Annotated in this window: 15 protein-coding genes; all 15 read left to right on the top strand. The window is 71.4% G+C overall.

The window, feature by feature from the left end; genetic code table 11:
- Positions 1 to 3 precede the first annotated feature (3 nt).
- The 15 genes from HF999_RS12400 (at position 4) to ileS (ending at position 19,015) form a co-directional block, all read left to right on the top strand.
- Positions 4 to 1,557, top strand: coding sequence for a UDP-N-acetylmuramoyl-L-alanyl-D-glutamate--2,6-diaminopimelate ligase (locus HF999_RS12400; RefSeq protein WP_168546177.1), 1,554 nt, complete (start codon positions 4 to 6; stop codon positions 1,555 to 1,557).
- Positions 1,554 to 3,143, top strand: a complete 1,590-nt coding sequence (locus HF999_RS12395; RefSeq protein WP_168546176.1) for a UDP-N-acetylmuramoyl-tripeptide--D-alanyl-D-alanine ligase — start codon at positions 1,554 to 1,556, stop codon at positions 3,141 to 3,143. The genes HF999_RS12400 and HF999_RS12395 overlap by 4 nt, the downstream gene beginning before the upstream one ends.
- Positions 3,140 to 4,219: a phospho-N-acetylmuramoyl-pentapeptide-transferase gene (gene mraY, locus HF999_RS12390; protein ID WP_168546175.1), complete on the top strand. Its 1,080-nt coding sequence runs from the start codon at positions 3,140 to 3,142 to the stop codon at positions 4,217 to 4,219. Before HF999_RS12395 ends, mraY begins: the two co-directional genes overlap by 4 nt.
- On the top strand, positions 4,220 to 5,689 hold the full coding sequence (gene murD, locus HF999_RS12385; RefSeq protein WP_168546174.1) for a UDP-N-acetylmuramoyl-L-alanine--D-glutamate ligase: 1,470 nt from the start codon (positions 4,220 to 4,222) through the stop codon (positions 5,687 to 5,689).
- Positions 5,686 to 7,392, top strand: a complete 1,707-nt coding sequence (gene ftsW, locus HF999_RS12380) for a putative lipid II flippase FtsW (protein ID WP_168546173.1) — start codon at positions 5,686 to 5,688, stop codon at positions 7,390 to 7,392. Before murD ends, ftsW begins: the two co-directional genes overlap by 4 nt.
- Positions 7,386 to 8,489 carry an undecaprenyldiphospho-muramoylpentapeptide beta-N-acetylglucosaminyltransferase gene (murG, locus tag HF999_RS12375; protein WP_376766490.1) on the top strand — a complete coding sequence of 368 codons (1,104 nt, stop codon included), beginning with the start codon at positions 7,386 to 7,388 and terminating at the stop codon, positions 8,487 to 8,489. Before ftsW ends, murG begins: the two co-directional genes overlap by 7 nt.
- Before the next feature lie 44 nt (positions 8,490 to 8,533).
- Positions 8,534 to 9,973, top strand: a complete 1,440-nt coding sequence (gene murC / locus HF999_RS12370; protein WP_210733760.1) for a UDP-N-acetylmuramate--L-alanine ligase — start codon at positions 8,534 to 8,536, stop codon at positions 9,971 to 9,973.
- Complete coding sequence (locus tag HF999_RS12365; protein WP_168546171.1) at positions 9,970 to 10,674, top strand: cell division protein FtsQ/DivIB; 705 nt, start codon at positions 9,970 to 9,972, stop codon at positions 10,672 to 10,674. Before murC ends, HF999_RS12365 begins: the two co-directional genes overlap by 4 nt.
- 179 nt (positions 10,675 to 10,853) lie before the next feature.
- Complete coding sequence (gene ftsZ / locus HF999_RS12360; RefSeq protein WP_168546170.1) at positions 10,854 to 12,017, top strand: cell division protein FtsZ; 1,164 nt, start codon at positions 10,854 to 10,856, stop codon at positions 12,015 to 12,017.
- 69 nt (positions 12,018 to 12,086) lie between these two features.
- Entirely contained in the window at positions 12,087 to 12,836 is a 750-nt protein-coding gene (pgeF, locus tag HF999_RS12355) for a peptidoglycan editing factor PgeF (RefSeq protein ID WP_168546169.1), read from the top strand.
- 156 nt (positions 12,837 to 12,992) lie between these two features.
- Positions 12,993 to 13,670 carry a cell division protein SepF gene (locus tag HF999_RS12350; RefSeq protein WP_168546168.1) on the top strand — a complete coding sequence of 226 codons (678 nt, stop codon included), beginning with the start codon at positions 12,993 to 12,995 and terminating at the stop codon, positions 13,668 to 13,670.
- A 22-nt stretch (positions 13,671 to 13,692) separates the two neighbouring features.
- Positions 13,693 to 13,983 (top strand): YggT family protein, encoded by a 291-nt coding sequence (locus tag HF999_RS12345; RefSeq protein WP_168546167.1) that lies wholly within the window; start codon positions 13,693 to 13,695, stop codon positions 13,981 to 13,983.
- Between the two features lie 163 nt (positions 13,984 to 14,146).
- Positions 14,147 to 14,971, top strand: a complete 825-nt coding sequence (gene wag31, locus HF999_RS12340) for a DivIVA-like cell division protein Wag31 (protein ID WP_168546166.1) — start codon at positions 14,147 to 14,149, stop codon at positions 14,969 to 14,971.
- 34 nt (positions 14,972 to 15,005) lie between these two features.
- Positions 15,006 to 15,602, top strand: a complete 597-nt coding sequence (locus HF999_RS12335) for a hypothetical protein (protein ID WP_168546165.1) — start codon at positions 15,006 to 15,008, stop codon at positions 15,600 to 15,602.
- 245 nt (positions 15,603 to 15,847) lie between these two features.
- The gene (ileS, locus tag HF999_RS12330; RefSeq protein ID WP_210733756.1) at positions 15,848 to 19,015 is read left to right on the top strand and encodes an isoleucine--tRNA ligase; all 3,168 of its coding nucleotides are present in this window, start codon (positions 15,848 to 15,850) and stop codon (positions 19,013 to 19,015) included.
- Positions 19,016 to 19,057: the final 42 nt, after the last annotated feature.

The following is a 19,057-nucleotide window of genomic DNA, read 5'->3' as shown; positions in this document are numbered from 1 at the left end:
CCGGTGCCCGAATCGAGTCTCACGCGTCCCGACCACCCGCGCGGAGCGACGCCCGCGGAGGTCGCCCAGCAGGTCGCGGGCGTCAGCTCCGGCGCGCGCGACGCCGCCGGCGTGCGCCTGACCGGGGCGACGGTCCGCGCACAGGACGCCCGGCCGGGTGACCTGTTCTGCGCGGTGCCCGGCACCGCCACGCACGGAGCGCGGTTCGCCGCCGGGGCGATCGAGGCGGGTGCGGTCGCGGTCCTCACCGATCCCGACGGTGCCGTCCTCCTCGCGCAGGAGGGCATCGACGTGCCCGTGCTGCTGCACGACGATCCGCGGACCGTCCTCGGGCCGGTCGCCGCGGTGGTGTACGGCGCACCGTCGAGCCGGATGACGCTCATCGGTATCACCGGCACGTCCGGGAAGACGACCACGAGCTTCCTGGTCGAGGCCGCGCTCGCCGCGGGCGGCAACCCGACGGGGCTGATCGGCACCGTCGGCACGCGGATCGGCGGCGTCGACGTCCCGAGCTCGCTGACCACGCCCGAGGGCACCGCGCTGCAGGGTCTGTTCGCGTCCATGGTCGAGCGCGGCGTGACCGCGGCGGTGATGGAGGTCAGCTCGCACGCGCTCGCGCAGAACCGGGCCGGCGGGAGCCGGTTCGCGGTGGGCGCGTTCACCAACCTCAGCCAGGACCACCTCGACTACCACCCCACCATGGAGGACTACTTCGCGGCGAAGTCGCTGCTGTTCGTCGGCCCGCAGGCGTGCGAGCGCGCCGTGATCTGCGTGGACGACGAGTGGGGCGTACGGATGGCCGAGCTGCGCCGCGCGGCGGGCCTGCCCCTGGTCACCGTCGCCACCACCGGTCCCGCAGACTGGACGGCCGGCGAGGTCGCCGCGAACCCGGACGGCACGCAGCGGTTCACCCTCACCGGCCCGGACGGGCGGAGCCACTCCGCGGTGGTGGGGCTGCCCGGCGCCTACAACGTCGCCAACGCCGCGCTGGCGCTGGTCATCGCCCACGAGGCCGGCGTGCCGCTCGCCGACGCGATCCGCGGGATCGGCGCTGTCGCCGTCCCGGGTCGGGTGCAGCGCATCGACCGCGGCCAGGACTTCCTCGCGGTGGTCGACTACGCCCACAAGCCCGCCGCGCTCGATGCGGTCATCGCGACGCTGCGCGGGCAGACCGCCGGTCGCATCGTGGTGGTCGTCGGGGCCGGTGGCGACCGCGACCGCGGCAAGCGCCCGCTCATGGGCGAGGCCGCCGCGCGCGCCGCCGAGCTGGTGATCGTCACCGACGACAACCCGCGCACCGAGGACCCGGCCGCGATCCGTGCAGCAGTGCTGGCGGGCGCGCGCGCCGTGCCCGGTGGCGGCGAGGTGCTCGAGGTGGGGGACCGTCGCGCCGCGATCGCCCTGGCCGTGAACCGGGCCCGCACCGGAGACGTCGTCCTGGTCGCGGGCAAGGGCCACGAGGCGGGCCAGGAGATCAACGGGGTCAAGCACCCGTTCGACGACCGCGACGAGGTCGCGGCCGCGCTCGAGGCCCGGGCCGCGGGGGAGCGCGCATGATCGAGCTGACCCTGCGGCAGATCGCCGACATCGTCGGCGGCACCCTGCACGACGTACCCGATCCGGAGGTGCTGGTCACCGGCACCGTCGAATTCGATTCCCGCGAGATCGGGCCCGGCGGCCTGTTCCTCGCGCTGCCCGGCGCCCGGGTGGACGGCCACGAGTTCGCCGCGCGGGCGGTCGAGAAGGGCGCCGTCGCCGTGCTCGGCGCGCGCCCGGTCGGCGTCCCCGCGATCGTCGTCCCCGTCTCGGGCGAGACCGACAACCGGGTGATGGCGCTGGAGAACGACGTCGACGGCGCCGGTGCCGCGGTGCTCAAGGCGCTCGGCGACCTCGCCGCCCACTGCACGAGGACTCTCGCGGCCGACGGGCTCACCGTCGTGGGGGTCACCGGCTCCGCCGGCAAGACCTCCACCAAGGACCTCATCGCGGCCGTGCTGCGCCCGCTCGGCGAGACGGTCGCGCCGCCCGGCTCCTTCAACAACGAGATCGGTCATCCGTGGACCGCCCTGCGCGCGACCGCGTCGACGCGGTTCCTGGTGCTGGAGATGTCGGCCCGCGGGATCGGCCACGTCGCCGCGCTGGCGCGGGTCGCGCCGCCGCGGATCGGCGTCGAACTCAACGTCGGCACAGCGCATCTCGGCGAGTTCGGCAGCCGCGAGGCCATCGCGCAGGCGAAGGGCGAGCTGGTCGAGGCGCTGCCCGCGGGTTCGGCGGTCCCGGGGGAGGGCGGGGTCGCCGTCCTCAACGCCGACGATTCCGCGGTGGCCGCGATGGCCTCCCGGACGAGCGCGCGCGTCGTGCGGTACGGGACCGCGGCGGGCGGCGAATCCCACGCCGCGGATGTCGACGTCGCCGCGGAGGGCGTCTGTCTCGACGGTGCCGCCCGGGCGTCGTTCACCCTGCGCACCCCCGGCGGCTCCGCGCCCGTGGCGCTCCGGGTGCACGGCGAGCACCAGGTGCACAACGCGCTGGCCGCCGCCGCCGTCGGCCTCGAGTGCGGCGCGAGCGTCGAGCAGGTCGCCGCGGCGCTCTCCGGCGCCGAGGCCGCGTCGCCGCGCCGCATGGACGTCTTCACCACCGCCTCGGGCGTGACCGTGGTCAACGACACCTACAACGCCAACCCGGACGCGATGCGGGCCGCGCTGCGCAGCCTCGTGCTGATGTCCGAGCACGACGAGGCCGGCGCCCGGCTGCCCGGCCGCGAGCGGCGCCGCACCTTCGCGGTGCTCGGCGAGATGGGCGAGCTCGGCGACGACTCGATCGTCGAGCACGACGGCCTCGGTCGCTTCCTGGTGCGGCTGGACATCACCAGGACGATCTGTGTCGGCGCCTCGCGCGCCGTCCGCGCCCTGTGGCAGGGCGCGATCATGGAGGGCTCGTGGGGGAGCGAGGCGATCCGCGTCGACACCCGCGACGAGGCCGTGGAGCTGCTGCGCGCCGAGCTGCAACCGGGCGACCTGGTTTTGGTGAAGGCGTCGAAGTCCGAGAAGATGTGGGAGGTCGCCGAGCAGCTGGGCACGGCCGGCCCGCGCACCGATGAACACCGAGTCGAAGAACACGAGAACGGGGAGTCACCGAAGTGATCCAGATCCTGTTCGCGGGCGGCATCTCGCTGGCCGTGGCGATCCTGCTCACACCCGTACTGATCCGGGTCTTCTCCCGGCAGGGCTTCGGTCAGGAGATCCGTGTCGAGGGGCCGCAGAGCCACCAGAAGAAGCGCGGCACGCCGTCGATGGGCGGCGTCGCGATCGTCGTCGCGCTGTGGGCCGGCTACCTCGGCGCGCACCTGCTGGGGTGGCGGTCGGGCCCGGGCCCGAGCGCGTCGGGCATGCTGGTGCTCGGCCTGGCGACCTCGCTGGCGATCGTCGGCTTCCTGGACGACTTCATCAAGGTCCGCAAGCAGCGCAACCTGGGCCTGAACAAGACGGCGAAGACCGTCGGCCAGACCATCGCCGCGGTGATCTTCGGCGTGCTGGTGCTGCAGTTCCCCAACGCGAACGGCGTGCGCCCGGCCAGTGAGTTCCTCAGCTACACCCGCGACATCAACACGATCTCGATGTACGCGATCGTGTTCGTCGTCTTCTGCTGGTTCGTCGTGGCGGCGTGGTCGAACGCGGTGAACTTCACCGACGGCCTGGACGGCCTCGCCGCCGGCTCGATGGCGATGGTGCTCGGCAGCTACGTGCTCATCAGCTTCTGGCAGTACCGCTACGCGTGCGAGACGAAGCAGGTCGCCGGCTGCTACGACGTGCGCGACCCGCTCGACCTCGCGCTCATCGCGGTCGCCGCGGGCGGCGCGTGCCTCGGTTTCCTCTGGTGGAACGCGGCGCCCGCCAAGATCTTCATGGGCGACACCGGCTCGCTCATGCTGGGCGGACTGCTCGCCGGCCTGTCGATCACCACCCGCACCGAGCTGCTGGCCGTCGTCCTCGGCGCGCTCTTCGTCGCGGAGATGGTGTCGGTGGTCGTCCAGATCGCGGTCTTCCGGTCGACGGGGCGTCGCGTGTTCCGGATGGCGCCCTTCCACCATCACTTCGAACTGTCCGGCTGGGCCGAGACCACGGTGATCATCCGGTTCTGGCTGCTCACCGCCATCGCCTGCGGCCTCGGGCTGGTGCTGTTCTACGCCGAGTTCCTCGGCTCCGGCGCGGTCGGCTAGATGGCGGAGATCCCCGGCCCCGGCGCGCACGTCCTCGTCGCGGGCGGGGGTGTCACCGGCCCGGCCGTCGCCCGGGCCCTGCTCCGGCTCGGCGCCACCGTCACCGTCGCCGACGGCAAGCCCGCCGCGCGGGAGAAGATCGCGGCGCAGGTGCCGGGCATCCTCGTCGCCGATCTCGACGGCCACGACCCGTCCGGCTACGACCTGGTCGTCGTCGCGCCCGGCTTCCGGCCCACCGCGCCCGTGGTCGTGGCCGCGGAGGCCGCGGGGGTTCCCGTGATCGGCGATGTCGAGCTGGCCTGGCGGATCGATCGCGCGGGCGTGTTCGGGGCGCCGCGGGACTGGCTCGTCGTCACCGGCACCAACGGCAAGACGACCACCACCCAGATGCTCGAGTCGATCCTGCTGCACGCCGGGCTGCGGGCGGTCGCCTGCGGCAACATCGGGCGCCCCGTGATCGATGCGATCGGCGATCCCGCGGACCCGCGGGTGCTCGCCGTCGAGCTCTCGTCCTTCCAGTTGCACTGGGCGCCGTCGGTGCGCCCGCGGGCGGGCGTCGTGCTCAACGTCGCGGAGGATCACCTCGACTGGCACGGCTCGATGGCCGCGTACACGGCGGACAAGGCGCGCGCCCTGTCCGGCGAGCTCGCCGTGATCGGCCTCGACGACCCGGTCGCCTCGGGCCTGGGCGGGGCCGGCGCCGTCGGCTTCACCACCGGTGAGCCGGGGCCCGGGCAGTACGGCGTGCGCGCCGGGAGCCTGGTCGACGGTGCCGGGCTCGCGATCCTGCCCGCCGCGGCGCTCTCGCCGCCCGGGCCCGCGGGCATCGCGGACGCTCTCGCGGCGACGGCGCTGGCGCAGGCCGTCGGGGTGACGGCGGCGCAGGCCGGGCGGGCCCTCGCGGCGTTCCGGGTGGGCGCGCACCGCGCGGAGCCCGTGGCGCAGGTGCGGGGCGTGACCTACGTCGACGACTCCAAGGCGACTAACCCGCACGCCGCGCTCAATTCGATCGAGGCGCACGAGCGGGTCGTGTGGGTCGCGGGCGGGCAGCTCAAGGGCGCGGACATCGCGCCGCTCGTGGCGCGGGTGGCGCCGCGGCTCGTGGGAGTGGTGCTGCTCGGCGTGGACCGTGACGAAATCGCGGGTTCACTCGCGCGACACGCGCCGGATGTCCCCGTGGTTCGGGTGTCTTCAGGCGACGATGTTCGTGTGTCTCCTGTGACTAATGATGCAAGTCGTTCTGTAGGGACGTCTGGTGCAGTCGATGTGCGAGTGTCCGGCGATGCGGATGCGGTGATGGCCGCGGTCGTCGCCGAGGCCGCCCGGATCGCCGAGTCCGCAGCGCACGACGGTGCCGCGCCCGTCGTGCTGCTCGCCCCGGCGGCGGCGTCGCTCGACATGTTCACCTCCTACGGCCACCGCGGCGACGCCTTCGCCGCCTCTGCCCGGGCGCTCGGGACGGCATCGTGAGCGGGGCCGGTAAGGCCGCCACCAGCTCCGATGCAGACGCCGACCTCGCGCCCGGCGCGCTCAACGCCCCCGAGAGCACCGAGTTCGACGCGCAGCCCCAGGAGAGCGCCGCGGCGACGAGCACGCTCGGGGCGGCCGGCGCCCGCGGGGCCGCCGCGGCGCGGACCGGGGCGGACGTCGCACGCGGCGGCGCGTCGGTCCTGCGGAACGCGGCGATCGGCTTCGCGACGGCGCTGCACCGCCCGCTGGCGTCCTTCCACCTGGTGCTCGGCCTGACGGCGGTGCTCACGGTGATGGGCCTGACGATGGTGCTCTCGGCGTCCTCGGTGGAGGACATCAGCGCCACGGGCTCGCCGTACAGCAAGTTCACCAGCCAGCTCATCTACGTCGGCCTCGGCGTCGTCGCCTTCCTGTTCGCGCTGTACCTGCGTCCGGCGCTGCTGCGCCGCGTGGCTCTCGGTAGCGTCCTCATCTCGATCGGACTGCTCGTCGCGGTGCTCGTGCCCGGCGTCGGCTCGAAGGTCGGCGGCGCGCGCCGCTGGATCGACGTGGGCGGCTTCACGTTGCAGCCCTCGGAGATCGCGAAGGTCGCGCTGATCCTGTGGGGCGCCCACCTGCTCGCCGACCGCGGGCGCAAGGGCAACATCAAGGAACTGCTGCTGCCGCTCGGGCCGGTCGTGGTGCTCATGGCCGCGCTGGTGGTCGCCGAGCCCAACCAGTCGACCGCCATGATCATCGTCGCCGTGGGCGCGATGCTGCTGTTCTACGCCGGCCTGTCGTCGAAGCTGATCGCGTCTCTCGTCGTCGTGTTCACGCTGCTCGGCGTGTTCTTCGCCCTCGCCGAGGGCTACCGCTCCGCCCGCGTCGCGGCGTGGCTCGGCCGCACCGACGACGCGCTCGGCGCCAGCTACCAGTCCAATCAGGCCCGCTACTCCCTCGCGGACGGTGGGCTGTTCGGGGTGGGGCTGGGCAACTCCACCGCCAAGTGGAGCTACCTCCCGAACGCGCACAACGACTTCATCTTCGCCATCATCGGCGAAGAACTGGGCTACCTCGGCGCGGGCGTGGTCATCCTCATGTTCGGCGTGCTCACTTGGGTCGGCATGCGGATCGCGAGCCGCGTGGCGGATCCCTTCCTGCGACTGATGGCGGCCACGATCACCACGCTGATCGCACTGCAGGCGATCATCAACATGGGCTACGTCGTCGGCCTGCTCCCCGTCACCGGCATCCAGCTGCCGCTGTTGTCGGCGGGCGGCAACTCGGTGATCCTCGTGCTGTTCATGATGGGCCTGCTCGCCAACGCGGCACGGCACGAGCCCGAGGCCATCGCCGCCCTCGCGGGTGGCCGCGAGGGCCGGACGGGCCGGCTGCTCCGCCTGCCCCGGCCGCTGCCGTACCTCCCGCCGCGCCCCGATCGCTCGGCCCCGGCGCGACCCGCCGGACGCGGTCCGGCCCCCCGTCAGGGGCGTCCGGCGCCCACCCGACGTGGGCCTTCGCAACCGGCGGCACCGTCGCCGTACGATCGACATCCGTACGGTGATGAGAATCTGAGCCGGCGCCAGGGGCCGCGGCGGGAGCTTCCGCCGGTCCGGTCGCAGGGCCGGACGACGGAGCCGTGGCGCGGCGATCGCGCCGGGCGGGATCGGAACGCGCCGCAGCGGCGGCGCCGAGGACAGGAAAAGGGCAGACGGGCGTGGTGAATACTCGAGCGGTCTCGGTGGTGGTGGCCGGAGGTGGCACCGCAGGACACATCGAACCCGCCCTGGCGGTCGCCGATGCGGTGCGCGCCCAGCAGCCCGACGCCGTCGTGACCGCCCTCGGTACGCCCAAGGGGCTCGAGGGCCGCCTCGTCCCCGAGCGCGGCTACCCGCTCGAGATGATCCCGCCGGTGCCGCTGCCGCGCAAGCCCGGCGCAGACCTGGCCAAGTTGCCCTTCCGGCTCGCCGGCGCCGTCCGTCGCACGCGGAAGGTGCTGCGCGCGACCGGGGCCGAGGTCGTCGTCGGCTTCGGCGGCTATGTCGCGCTGCCCGCCTACCTCGCCGCGCGCACCCTGCGGCTGCCGATCGTCATCCACGAGGCCAATGCCAGCGCCGGCGTCGCCAACAAGGTGGGAGCGAAGCTCGCGACCACCGTCTTCGCCGCCGTCCCCGGGTCGGGCGTCGAGGCCGAGGTCGTCGGCATGCCCGTCCGTGCGTCCATCACCGGCCTCGATCGCACCGCCCTGCGGGCGCAGGCCCGGGCCCACTTCGGGCTGCCGGCCGACGGCCCCGTCGTCCTGGTCTTCGGCGGTAGCCAGGGCGCGGTCCGGCTCAACGACGGTGTCTCCGGCGCGGCCCGGGACCTGGCCGCCGCCGGCGTCGGGGTGCTGCACGCCTACGGCCCCAAGAACTCCCTGGACCTCGGGCCGGACGGCGTACCCGGGTACGTCGCCGTGCCCTACCTGTCCCGCATGGACCTCGCGTACGCCGCGGCGGATCTGGCCGTGTGCCGGTCCGGGGCGATGACGGTCGCCGAGGTCGCCGCCGTCGGCCTGCCCGCGGTGTACGTTCCGCTCGCGCACGGCAACGGCGAGCAGGCGCTCAATGCGAGGCCGGTCGTCGAGGCGGGCGGGGGACTGCTCGTCGACGATGCCGCGTTCACCCCGGAACTGGTGCGCGAGACGGTGATCCCGCTCGCGGTCGACGGCGAGCGGATCGCCGCGATGGGCGCGGCGGCGGCCGGGCTCGGTCACCGGGACGCCGCGGGCACCGTCGCCGCCGCGGCGATCGCACTTGCACAGGAGAGGCGGAAGTCGTGAGCGAGACCACCGGGGCACTGCCCGCGCGTCTGGAGCGCGTCCACATGGTGGGCATCGGCGGGGCCGGCATGTCCGGCGTCGCGCGGATCCTGCTCTCGCGCGGCGGCCGGGTGTCGGGGTCCGACGCCAAGGAGTCGCGGGGCGTGATCGCGCTGCGCGCCCGCGGCGCGCAGGTCCAGGTGGGGCACAGCCCCGAGGCGCTCGACCTGCTGCCCGGCGGCCCGACGGTGGTGGTGACCACCCACGCCGCGATCCCCAAGGACAACCCCGAGCTCGTCGAGGCGGCCCGTCGCGGCATCCCCGTGATCCTGCGGCCCGAGGTCCTCGCCGACCTCATGGACGGCTACCGCACGCTGCTGGTGAGCGGCACGCACGGCAAGACCTCCACGACCTCGATGGCGGTCGTGGGGCTGCAGCACTGCGGCGCCAATCCGTCGTTCGCCGTCGGCGGAGAGCTCAACGAGTCCGGGACGAACGCCTTCCACGGCACCGGCGACGTGTTCGTCGCCGAGGCGGACGAGTCCGACGGCTCGCTGCTGCAGTACGCGCCCGATGTCGTGGTGATCACCAATGTCGAGGCGGACCACCTGGACTTCTTCGGTTCCGAGGAGAAGTACGTCGCGGTCTTCGACGCCTTCACCGAGCGGATCCGTCCCGGCGGCACGCTGGTCGTCTGTCTGGACGACCCGGGCGCGGCGGCGCTCGCGCAGCGCACGCACGCGATCCTGCGCGCCCGCGGCGTGCGCGTGCTCGGATACGGCGAGGGCACCCACCGAGACCTGGCGCCGGACGTGACGCTCATCGCGGAGCTGCTGGACTACAAGCCGCGCGCCGAGGGCGGGATGCTCAAGGTCCGCTTCTCGGACGAGAACCGCCGCATCGTCGAGCGGGCGCTGCTGCTGTCCGTGCCCGGGCGGCACATGGCGCTCAACGCGATCGCCGCCACCATCGCGGTGGTGAGCATGGGATACCCCGCCGCCACGGTGATCGAGGGCATCGAGGCCTTCGGCGGCGTGCACCGCCGGTTCCAATTGCGTGGCACGAGCGGCGGCGTCCGCGTGTTCGACGACTACGCGCACCACCCGACCGAGGTGCGGGCCGTCCTCACGGCGGCGGCGGAGATGGTGACCAAGCAGGCCGAGCCGGGCCGCGTCATCGTCGCCTTCCAGCCGCACCTGTACTCGCGCACCGAGCAGTTCGCCGCCGAGTTCGCGGAGGCGCTCAGTCTGGCGGACGAGGTGGTGGTGCTCGATGTCTACGGTGCCCGCGAGGATCCGCTGCCCGGCGTCACGGGCGCTCGGATCGCCGAGCGGGTCACGGCCTCGGTGCGGTACGTGCCGCGGCAGGCCGATGTCGCGGACGTGATCGCCGGTCTCGCGCGCCCGGGCGACGTGGTGATCACCATGGGCGCCGGTGACGTGACGATGCAGGCACCGTCGATCCTGACCGCGCTCGCGCAGCGCGGCGCTGAGGCGGGCGCGTGAGTGATGTCGCGACGCGCAGGCGCGTACCGGGATTGCGGCGGCTGCTGCTGATCCTGCTCGCGCTGGTGGTCGTGGGCGGCCTGGTGGCCGCCGCGTACTTCTCGCCGCTCCTGTCGGCCCGCGATGTCTCGGTCACCGGTGCCACCCATGCGCCTGCCGACGAGATCGCGAAGGTGGTGGACCCGCTCAAGGGTCGCCCGCTGCTGCAGATCACCTCCGCCCAGCGCGACGACTACGCCACGCGGGTGATCGGCGTCAGCCCGTGGATCGACCGTGCCACGGTGACGGTGTCGTATCCGTCGACGCTGGTCGTCGAGGTCACGGAGCGCGAGGTCGTCGCCTACGCCCAGCGGCCCTCCGGCACGGTGCTCGTGGACGCCAAGGGGGTGCCCTTCATCAAGGTGGGGGAGCCCCCCATCCTCACGCCCAAGCTCACCGTCGACGATCTGCGCTCCGACGACCCGTCCACCACGGCGGCGATCGCCGTGCTCAAGGCGCTGCCGCCGGACCTGCACGGGCAGGTCGTCGAGATCGGCGCGAACTCGCCCGCGAACGTCCGGTTCGTGTTGCGCGACAAGCGGATCGTGTACTGGGGCGACGACGAGCGCGCCGATGCCAAGGCCGCGGCGCTGCGCATCGTGCTGACCCGTCCCGGGCGCGAGTTCACCGTGATCGATCCGGACATGCCGACCACCCGCTGAGTGCGGTTCTCCGCTCACCGCCAACGTTTTTCCCCGACACGCCCACGCGGTTACCCGTCAAGTGCCGTACCGCCCTCTACCTTGGTTTCAGACCAACTACTTGACATAACTTTAAGCCTTTTGTTGAGGTTTAGGGTTCGTCTCGAAGCACAGACTTCACACCCAGGGGAAGGCGAAACATGACCGCCGCGCACAACTACCTCGCCGTCATCAAGGTCGTCGGCATCGGCGGCGGCGGCGTCAATGCCGTCAACCGCATGATCGAGCAGGGGCTCAAGGGCGTCGAGTTCATCGCGATCAACACCGATGCCCAGGCGCTCATCATGAGTGACGCCGATGTCAAGCTCGACGTGGGTCGCGACTCGACCCGCGGTCTCGGCGCCGGCGCCGATCCCGAGGTGGGTCGCAAGGCGGCCGAGGATGCGAAGGACGAGATCGAGGAGCTCCTCAAGGGCGCCGACATGGTCTTCGTCACCGCGGGCGAGGGCGGCGGCACCGGTACCGGCGGCGCGCCCGTGGTCGCGAGCATCGCGCGCAAGCTCGGCGCGCTCACCGTCGGCGTCGTGACCCGGCCCTTCACCTTCGAGGGGGCGCGCCGCGGCAAGCAGGCCGAGACCGGCATCACGTCGCTGCGCGAGTCGTGCGACACGCTCATCGTGATCCCGAACGATCGGCTGCTGCAGCTGGGCGATGTCAACGTCTCCGCGCTCGACGCCTTCAGGAGCGCCGACGAGGTGCTCCTCAACGGCGTCCAGGGCATCACCGACCTGATCACCACGCCGGGCCTGATCAACGTCGACTTCGCGGACGTCAAGAGCGTCATGTCCGGTGCGGGCAGCGCCCTCATGGGCATCGGCTCGGCGCGCGGCGAGGGGCGCGCCCTCAAGGCGGCCGAGGCCGCCGTGAACTCGCCTTTGCTGGAGACCTCGATGGAGGGCGCGCACGGCGTGCTCATGTCCATCGCGGGCGGCAGTGATCTCGGCCTGTTCGAGATCAACGAGGCCGCCTCGCTGGTGCAGGGCGCCTCGCACGAGGACGCGAACATCATCTTCGGCACGGTGATCGACGACAACCTGGGCGACGAGGTGCGGATCACCGTGATCGCCGCGGGCTTCGACGGCGGGGCTCCGGCGCGCCGTCCCGTGACCCGTATCGGCGGGCAGCACACGGCGCCCGAGCAGTCGGCCGTGGCGGAGCCTGAGGATGCACGTCGGGGCAACCCGTTCGGCGCCCGCCCGGCCCGCGCCAACGACCCGTTCTCGGCGACCCCCGGCGGCCGTGAGTCCCGCTCGGACGACGACTTCGACCTCGACGTCCCGTCGTTCCTGCAGAACCGGCGCTGACCGCCGCGTCCTCACCGCCACTGACGGCGCTCCCGATTCGTTCGGGGCGCCGTCAGTAGTCTTTGGGCCATGACTGATCCCGGATCCGCTCCTGTCACCACGGCCCGAGTCCGGCGGGTGACCACCACCCGTGCCGGCGGCGTCTCGCAGGCCCCGTACGACTCGTTCAACCTCGGCGACCACGTCGGCGACGATCCCGCGGCCGTCGCTGCGAACCGGCTCCGCCTCGAGCGTGAGATCGGCGTCGCGCCGGGGCACGTGGTGTGGATGGAGCAGATCCACAGCCGGACCGTCACCGTCGTCGACGGTCCGCGGGCCGAGCCGGTCGAGGCGACGGACGCGATCGTGACGACGGTGCCCGGGCTGGCCCTGGCGGTGCTGACCGCGGACTGCGTGCCGATCCTGCTGTCCGACGACGAGGCGGGCGTGCTGGCGGCCGTGCACGCGGGTCGCGTGGGCGCGCGGATCGGCATCGTCCCGAGGGTCGTCGAGACCATGCGCGATCTGGGCGCGCGGCCCGAGCGGATCGGTGCCTTCCTCGGCCCGGCGGCGAGCGGCGCGACGTACGAGGTGCCCGCCGCGATGGCGGCCGATGTCGAGGCGCACCTGCCCGGCAGCCGGTGCCGCACCGACAAGGGGACCGCCGGGCTGGACCTGCGCGCCGGGATCCGGCGCCAGTTGCAGGGCCTGGGGGTGAACGCGGTCGCGCAGGATCCGCGCGACACGATCTCCGATCCCACGTTGTTCTCGCACCGGCGCGGCGCCCCCACGGGACGGCTGGCGTCGGTCATCTGGATCGACGAGAACGCCCGGTCCTGAGGCCGACGATGCGGCGGCGAATCACATCGATGGAATTCGGATCGGTGTGTGTGCGTGTCGGAACCGCGATTCGCGCGTGCAGCCCACTAATCTCACTTCCATAACGACAGTCACAATCGTCACACCAGCCCATGCAGGCGCCGAGGAAGGGCAAAGATGAGCACTCTGCACAAGGTCAAGGCGTACTTCGGCATGGTTCCGCTGGATGCGTACGACGACGGATACGTCGATGAGGGCACGCCGCAGCCGCGCGGCCGGCGCGGCCTCGACGACGAGTTCGACGACTACCGCTCGGATTACCGCGGCGAGCGCGGCTACGCGTACGACGGCCGCCGCTCCGAGGACTACGACGGCTACCAGTCCGCGTACGACGAGGGCTACGCCGGCCGGGGCGCCGCGTACGACGACTACGACCGCGGCTACCGCGAGCCCGCTCGTGCCGAGGCCCGGCTGCCGCGCCTGGAGCCCCTGCGGGACGGCTCGCGCTCCATCTCGACGTCCACCCGGGGCGCGCTGGCGATGGACACCCGTGCCGACGTGCTGAGCCAGGAGAACCCGATGTCCCGCATCACCACCCTCCGTCCCACCTCGTACGAGGAGGCGCGCACGATCGGTGAGCGGTTCCGCGACGGCATCCCGGTGATCATGGACCTGACGGCCATGGACAATGCCGATGCCAAGCGTCTGGTCGACTTCGCCGCCGGCCTGACCTTCGCATTGCACGGCTCCTTCGACCGCATCACCACCAAGGTGTTCATGCTGGCCACCGCCGATGTGGATGTGACGGCCGAGGATCGGGCGCGGATCGCGGAGACCGGCTTCTACAACCGCTGACGGATTCGGGCAGACTGTACCGGTGCAAGCATTCTGGCTCGTCGTCCTCATCCTCCTCTCGATCTTCTGGGCCCTCCTGATCGTTCGCCTGGTGATCGAAGTGGTGAAGTCCTTCGCCCGGGAGTGGTATCCGAAGGGAATCGTGGCGATCGCACTCGAAGGGGTGTTCACCGTCACGGATCCGCCGCTGAAGGGCCTCCGGAAAGTCATTCCGACGGTGCCCCTCGGTCCGGTTCGGCTCGATCTCGCTTTCATCGTGCTGTTTCTCCTGGTGGCGATCGCGCAGAGCGTGGTCAGCAGTCTGGCCGCATAGATGCCGCCGGAGTGATCAGTGCCTGATGAATCGGACATTTCATCGCATGATTGTTAGGTGATGAGGAACAAACGGGTCTGGTGTGACAGGATGTGCACTAGTTACAGTGTTGGTCCGAGTGACTTGAGATCTGTCGAGCAGCCGAATTGAGGGGAAACGACCTATGAAGCTGACACCCGCCGACGTGCGGAACGTGGCGTTCAGCAAGCCGCCGATCGGAAAGCGCGGCTACAACGAGGACGAGGTGGATCAGTTCCTCGATCTGGTCGAGACCGAGCTCGCTCGGCTGATCGACGAGAACAACGATCTGCAGCAGCGCAACTCCGAGCTCGAGCGCGAGCTCGGCGAGGCCCGCGCCGGCGGCGAGCAGCCCTCGGCAGGTAACACGGTCGCCTTCGCCGCGCCCGCGGTGAGCGCCCCGGCCGTGCAGGAGCCCGTCGCTCCCGCCGCCGCCGCAGCTGCGCCGACCACCACCGAGGAGGCGCACATGCGCGCGGCCAAGGTGCTCGGCCTCGCGCAGGAGACCGCCGACCGGCTCACGAGCAACTCGCGTTCCGAGGCCGAGAAGCTCGTCTCGGATGCGCGTGCCCAGTCGGAGGCCATGGTCGCCGATGCGCGCCAGAAGGCCGACGCCATGGTGTCCGACGCGCGCCAGCGATCGGACGCCCTGCTCGCCGATGCGCAGACGCGGTCGGAGAACCAGCTGCGCCAGGCGCAGGAGCGGTCCGACTCCCTGCAGGCCGAGGCCGAGCAGAAGCACACCGAGATCATGACCACCATCAACCAGCAGCGCACCGTGCTGGAGGGTCGGATCGAGCAGCTCAAGACCTACGAGCGCGAGTACCGCACCCGCCTCAAGACCTACCTCGAGGGTCAGCTCGAGGAGCTGCAGTCGCTGCGCAGCGCGGCCCCGGTCGACCACGGCCAGGGACGCGGCGGCGACTTCAACGATCCCGGCAATGCCGGCGGCAACCAGCAGTACAAGTAGGGCTGGAGCCGGCCGGTACTAAGGCGGAGTTCTCATGCTGCTAGCAGCTCTGGGGGCGACGGTCATCGGGTTCGTTCTGCTGATCGTCGCCCTGATCACGGCCAATCTCTGGCTCGCCATCGCGTGCGTGGTGGTCTCGGTGGTCGGCGTCGTCCTCCTGCTCGGCGACGTCCTCACCTACCGCCGCGGCGATCGCGACAAGGCGGGTAAGGCCTCGGACGAGTCGCCCGACCGGGGCGGCGATGAGGGGTCCGAGGGTGCCTGGAGCCCGGGGGACCGGGCCGACGACGCGGGTGAGCCCGAGGACGGCTCTGCGGCGGCAACTGCCGCGGACGATGCGGCGCGGGAAGCCGGCACCGTCGGGCATGAGGAGTTCGGGCGGCACGACGGCCCGGACGACGATGCGCGCCCGACCGCCCAGTTCGTGGCGGGGCCGCTCAACGGACCCACCGGGTGGGAGCACGAGTCGCCGGCCGACACCGACGACGAGAGCACCCGCGGGCTGTTCGCGCCCGGGACGTACGACCCGGACATGACCGACCAGATCCCGCAGATCCGGGTCGATCAGGCCTGGGGCACCGAGTGGACGCCGCCCCGGGAACCCGAGTCGGAAGATCCCGACCCGAAATGATGTTGTACTGACCGCTATCCTTGTGGGTAGCACTGCGTCGATCCGGCCATCACCGGGGAGCATCCGGAAGAACGGGCCCGCTCGCGGGCCCCAGTAGAACCGGACGGGTGGGCCCGTCACAGTCCGCGTTGAAAGTGGTGTCGCCCTGGGATTTCCCGGGCGGCGCAAGCGGGGTGGTACCGCGGAGCCCGGCCACAGGCCGGGCATCGTCCCCGTGCTGGTAGTAGACGGCACGAGGAGTCACGATGAGTGAGAAGCGCCCCTATCCGCTGGTGGACATGACCCGCGACGACGACGCCCCCGCGAAGGCGGGCACCCCGTCGTTCCCGGACCTCGAGGAACGCGTCCTCGCGTACTGGTCCGCGAACGACACCTTCCGGAAGTCCATCGCGAACCGTTCGGAGGCCGAGGAGTTCGTCTTCTACGACGGTCCGCCCTTCGCGAACGGCCTGCCGCACTACGGCCACCTGCTGACCGGCTACGTCAAGGACCTCGTCCCGCGCTACCAGACGATGCGCGGGAAGAAGGTGGACCGCCGGTTCGGCTGGGACACCCACGGCCTGCCCGCCGAGCTCGAGGCGGAGCGCCAGCTGGGGATCAAGGACAAGTCCGAGATCGAGACCATGGGCGTGGCGAAGTTCAACGACTACTGCCGCACGTCGGTGCTGCAGTACACGGAGGAGTGGCGGCAGTACGTCACTCGCCAGGCGCGCTGGGTGGACTTCGACAACGACTACAAGACGCTCGACCTGGACTTCATGGAGTCCGTCATGTGGGCGTTCAAGACCCTCCACGACAAGGGCCTGATCTACCAGGGCTACCGCGTGCTGCCGTACTCCTGGTACGAGCAGACGCCGCTGTCGAATCAGGAGTCCAAGCTCGACGACGCCTACAAGATGCGGCAGGACCCGGCGGTCACCGTCGGGATGCCCTTGCGCACCAAGGGCACTGCGCTGGAGGCCCTCGACGGTGTCGAGGCGCTGATCTGGACCACCACGCCGTGGACGCTGCCCTCGAACCTCGCGATCGCGGTGCACCCGGACCTCGACTACGTGCACGTGAAGGCGCAGGACGGCTCCGCTTTCGAGGGACGCGAGTACCTGCTGGCCGAGGCGCGGTTGGGCCAGTACGCCCGCGAGCTCGGCGAGTCGCCGGAGATCAAGGGAACGTACAAGGGCCGCGAGCTCGAGTTCGCCGCCTACGAGCCGCCCTTCGACTTCTTCGTCGGCCACCCGAAGGCGCACGTGACGCTCCTCGCGGACTACGTGACGACCGATTCCGGTACCGGCGTGGTGCACCTCGCGCCCGCTTTCGGCGAGGAGGACATGGACCTCGCCACCGGGAAGTACGGCATCGAGGTCGTGCAGCCGCTGGACCCGGGCGGGAAGTTCACCTCGGCGGTGCCGCCCTACGAGGGCCTCCAGGTGTTCGACGCCAACCCCGTCATCGCCAAGGACCTCAAGGCCAAGGGCCGGCTGCTGCGGCACGAGACCATCGAGCACAGCTACCCGCACTCGTGGCGCTCGGGCCAGCCGCTGATCTACATGGCCGTGCCGTCGTGGTTCGTCGAGGTCACCAAGATCATCCCGCGCATGCTGGAGCTGAACCAGGACATCACCTGGAACCCGGCGCACATCCGCGACGGCCAGTTCGGCAAGTGGGTCGAGGGCGCGCGCGACTGGAACATCAGCCGCAACCGCTACTGGGGCGCACCGATCCCGGTGTGGGTCTCCGACGATCCCGCGTACCCGCGGGTGGACGTCTACGGCTCGCTGGACGAGCTGGAGCGCGACTTCGGCGTGCGTCCGGACAACCTGCACCGCCCGTACATCGACGAGCTGACCCGGCCGAATCCCGATGACCCGACCGGGAAGTCGACGATGCACCGCGTTCCCGAGGTGCTGGACTGCTGGTTCGAATCGGGCTCCATGCCCTTCGCGCAGGTGCACTACCCGTTCGAGAACCAGGAGTGGTTCGACAGTCACTTCCCGGGCGACTTCATCGTCGAGTACAACGGCCAGACCAAAGGCTGGTTCTACAACCTGCACGTGCTGGCGACGGCGCTGTTCGACAGCGCCGCCTTCCGCACGGTCGCGGCGCACGGCATCGTCCTCGGCCACGACGGCCTCAAGATGTCGAAGTCGAAGCGGAACTACCCGGACGTCAACGAGGTCTTCAACCGCGACGGCTCCGACGCGATGCGCTGGTTCCTCATGGCCTCGCCCATCCTGCGCGGCGGCAACCTCGTGGTCACCGAGCAGGGCATCCGCGACGGCGTCCGGCAGACGCTGCTGCCGCTGTGGAACGCCTACTCGTTCCTGCAGCTGTACGCGGAGAAGCCGGCCACCTGGCGCACGGACTCGCAGGACGTGCTGGACCGGTACATCCTCGCGAAGCTGGCGCAGACCCGCGACGCCATGACGGAGGCACTGGACACCTGCAACATCGCCGACGCCTGCGAGGAGCTGCGGCTGTTCGTCGACGCGCTGACCAACTGGTACGTGCGCCGCTCGCGGGCACGGTTCTGGGACGGCGCGGACGACGGTGCCTTCGACACCCTGTACACCGTGCTGGAGACCGTCTGCCGGCTCGCGGCGCCGCTGCTGCCGATGGCCACCGAGGCGATGTGGCGCGGCCTCACCGGCGGCGAGTCGGTGCACCTGACCGACTGGCCGTCGGAGACGGACCTGCCCGCGGATCCGGAGCTGGTCGCCGCGATGGACGAGGTCCGGGACGTGTGCTCCGTCGCGTCGTCGGTGCGCAAGGCGAACAAGCTGCGCGTGCGGCTGCCGCTGCACTCGCTGACCGTCGCCGGGCCCGACGCGGACAAGCTCGCGCCCTTCGCCTCGATCATCGCCGACGAGGTGAACGTCCGGGAGGTCACCGTCTCGCCCGACGCGGATCAGTACGGACGGGTCGAGATCGCGGTCAACGCCCGCGCGGCGGGCCCGCGCCTGGGCAAGGACGTGCAGACGGTGATCAAGGCCGTGAAGTCCGGGGACTACGAGGTGGTCGACGGTGCGCTGGTCGCCGCCGGGATCCCGCTCCAGGACGGCGAGTACACGCGCAAGCTGGTCGCCGCCGCGCCCGATTCCACCGCGGAGTTGCCCGACGGCGGCGGGCTCGTGGTGCTCGACCTGACGGTCGACGCCGAGCTCGAGGCCGAGGGCTGGGCCAAGGATCGCATCCGCGAGCTGCAGGAGGCCCGACGGTCCGCGGGGCTCGACGTCAGCGATCGGATCGCGCTGGTGCTCGACGTGCCGCAGGAGCACCGGGCGGCTGCCGAACAGCACCGGGACCTGATCGCGGGTGAGGTACTGGCCACGTCGCTTGAGTTCGCTGCTCTGGACCCCGCGGCGCCCGACAGTGTGGATCTGGGCGATGGCGTCCGGGGCCGACTCACCAAGGCCTGAGCTGCGGGAACGTGCGTAGCCCACTGTAGCGATCTGCGCTAC

This window comes from Tsukamurella spumae (assembly GCF_012396015.1).
GTDB classification, from domain to species: Bacteria; Actinomycetota; Actinomycetes; order Mycobacteriales; family Mycobacteriaceae; genus Tsukamurella; species Tsukamurella spumae.
This window is presented reverse-complemented; position numbering and strand designations above follow the sequence as displayed.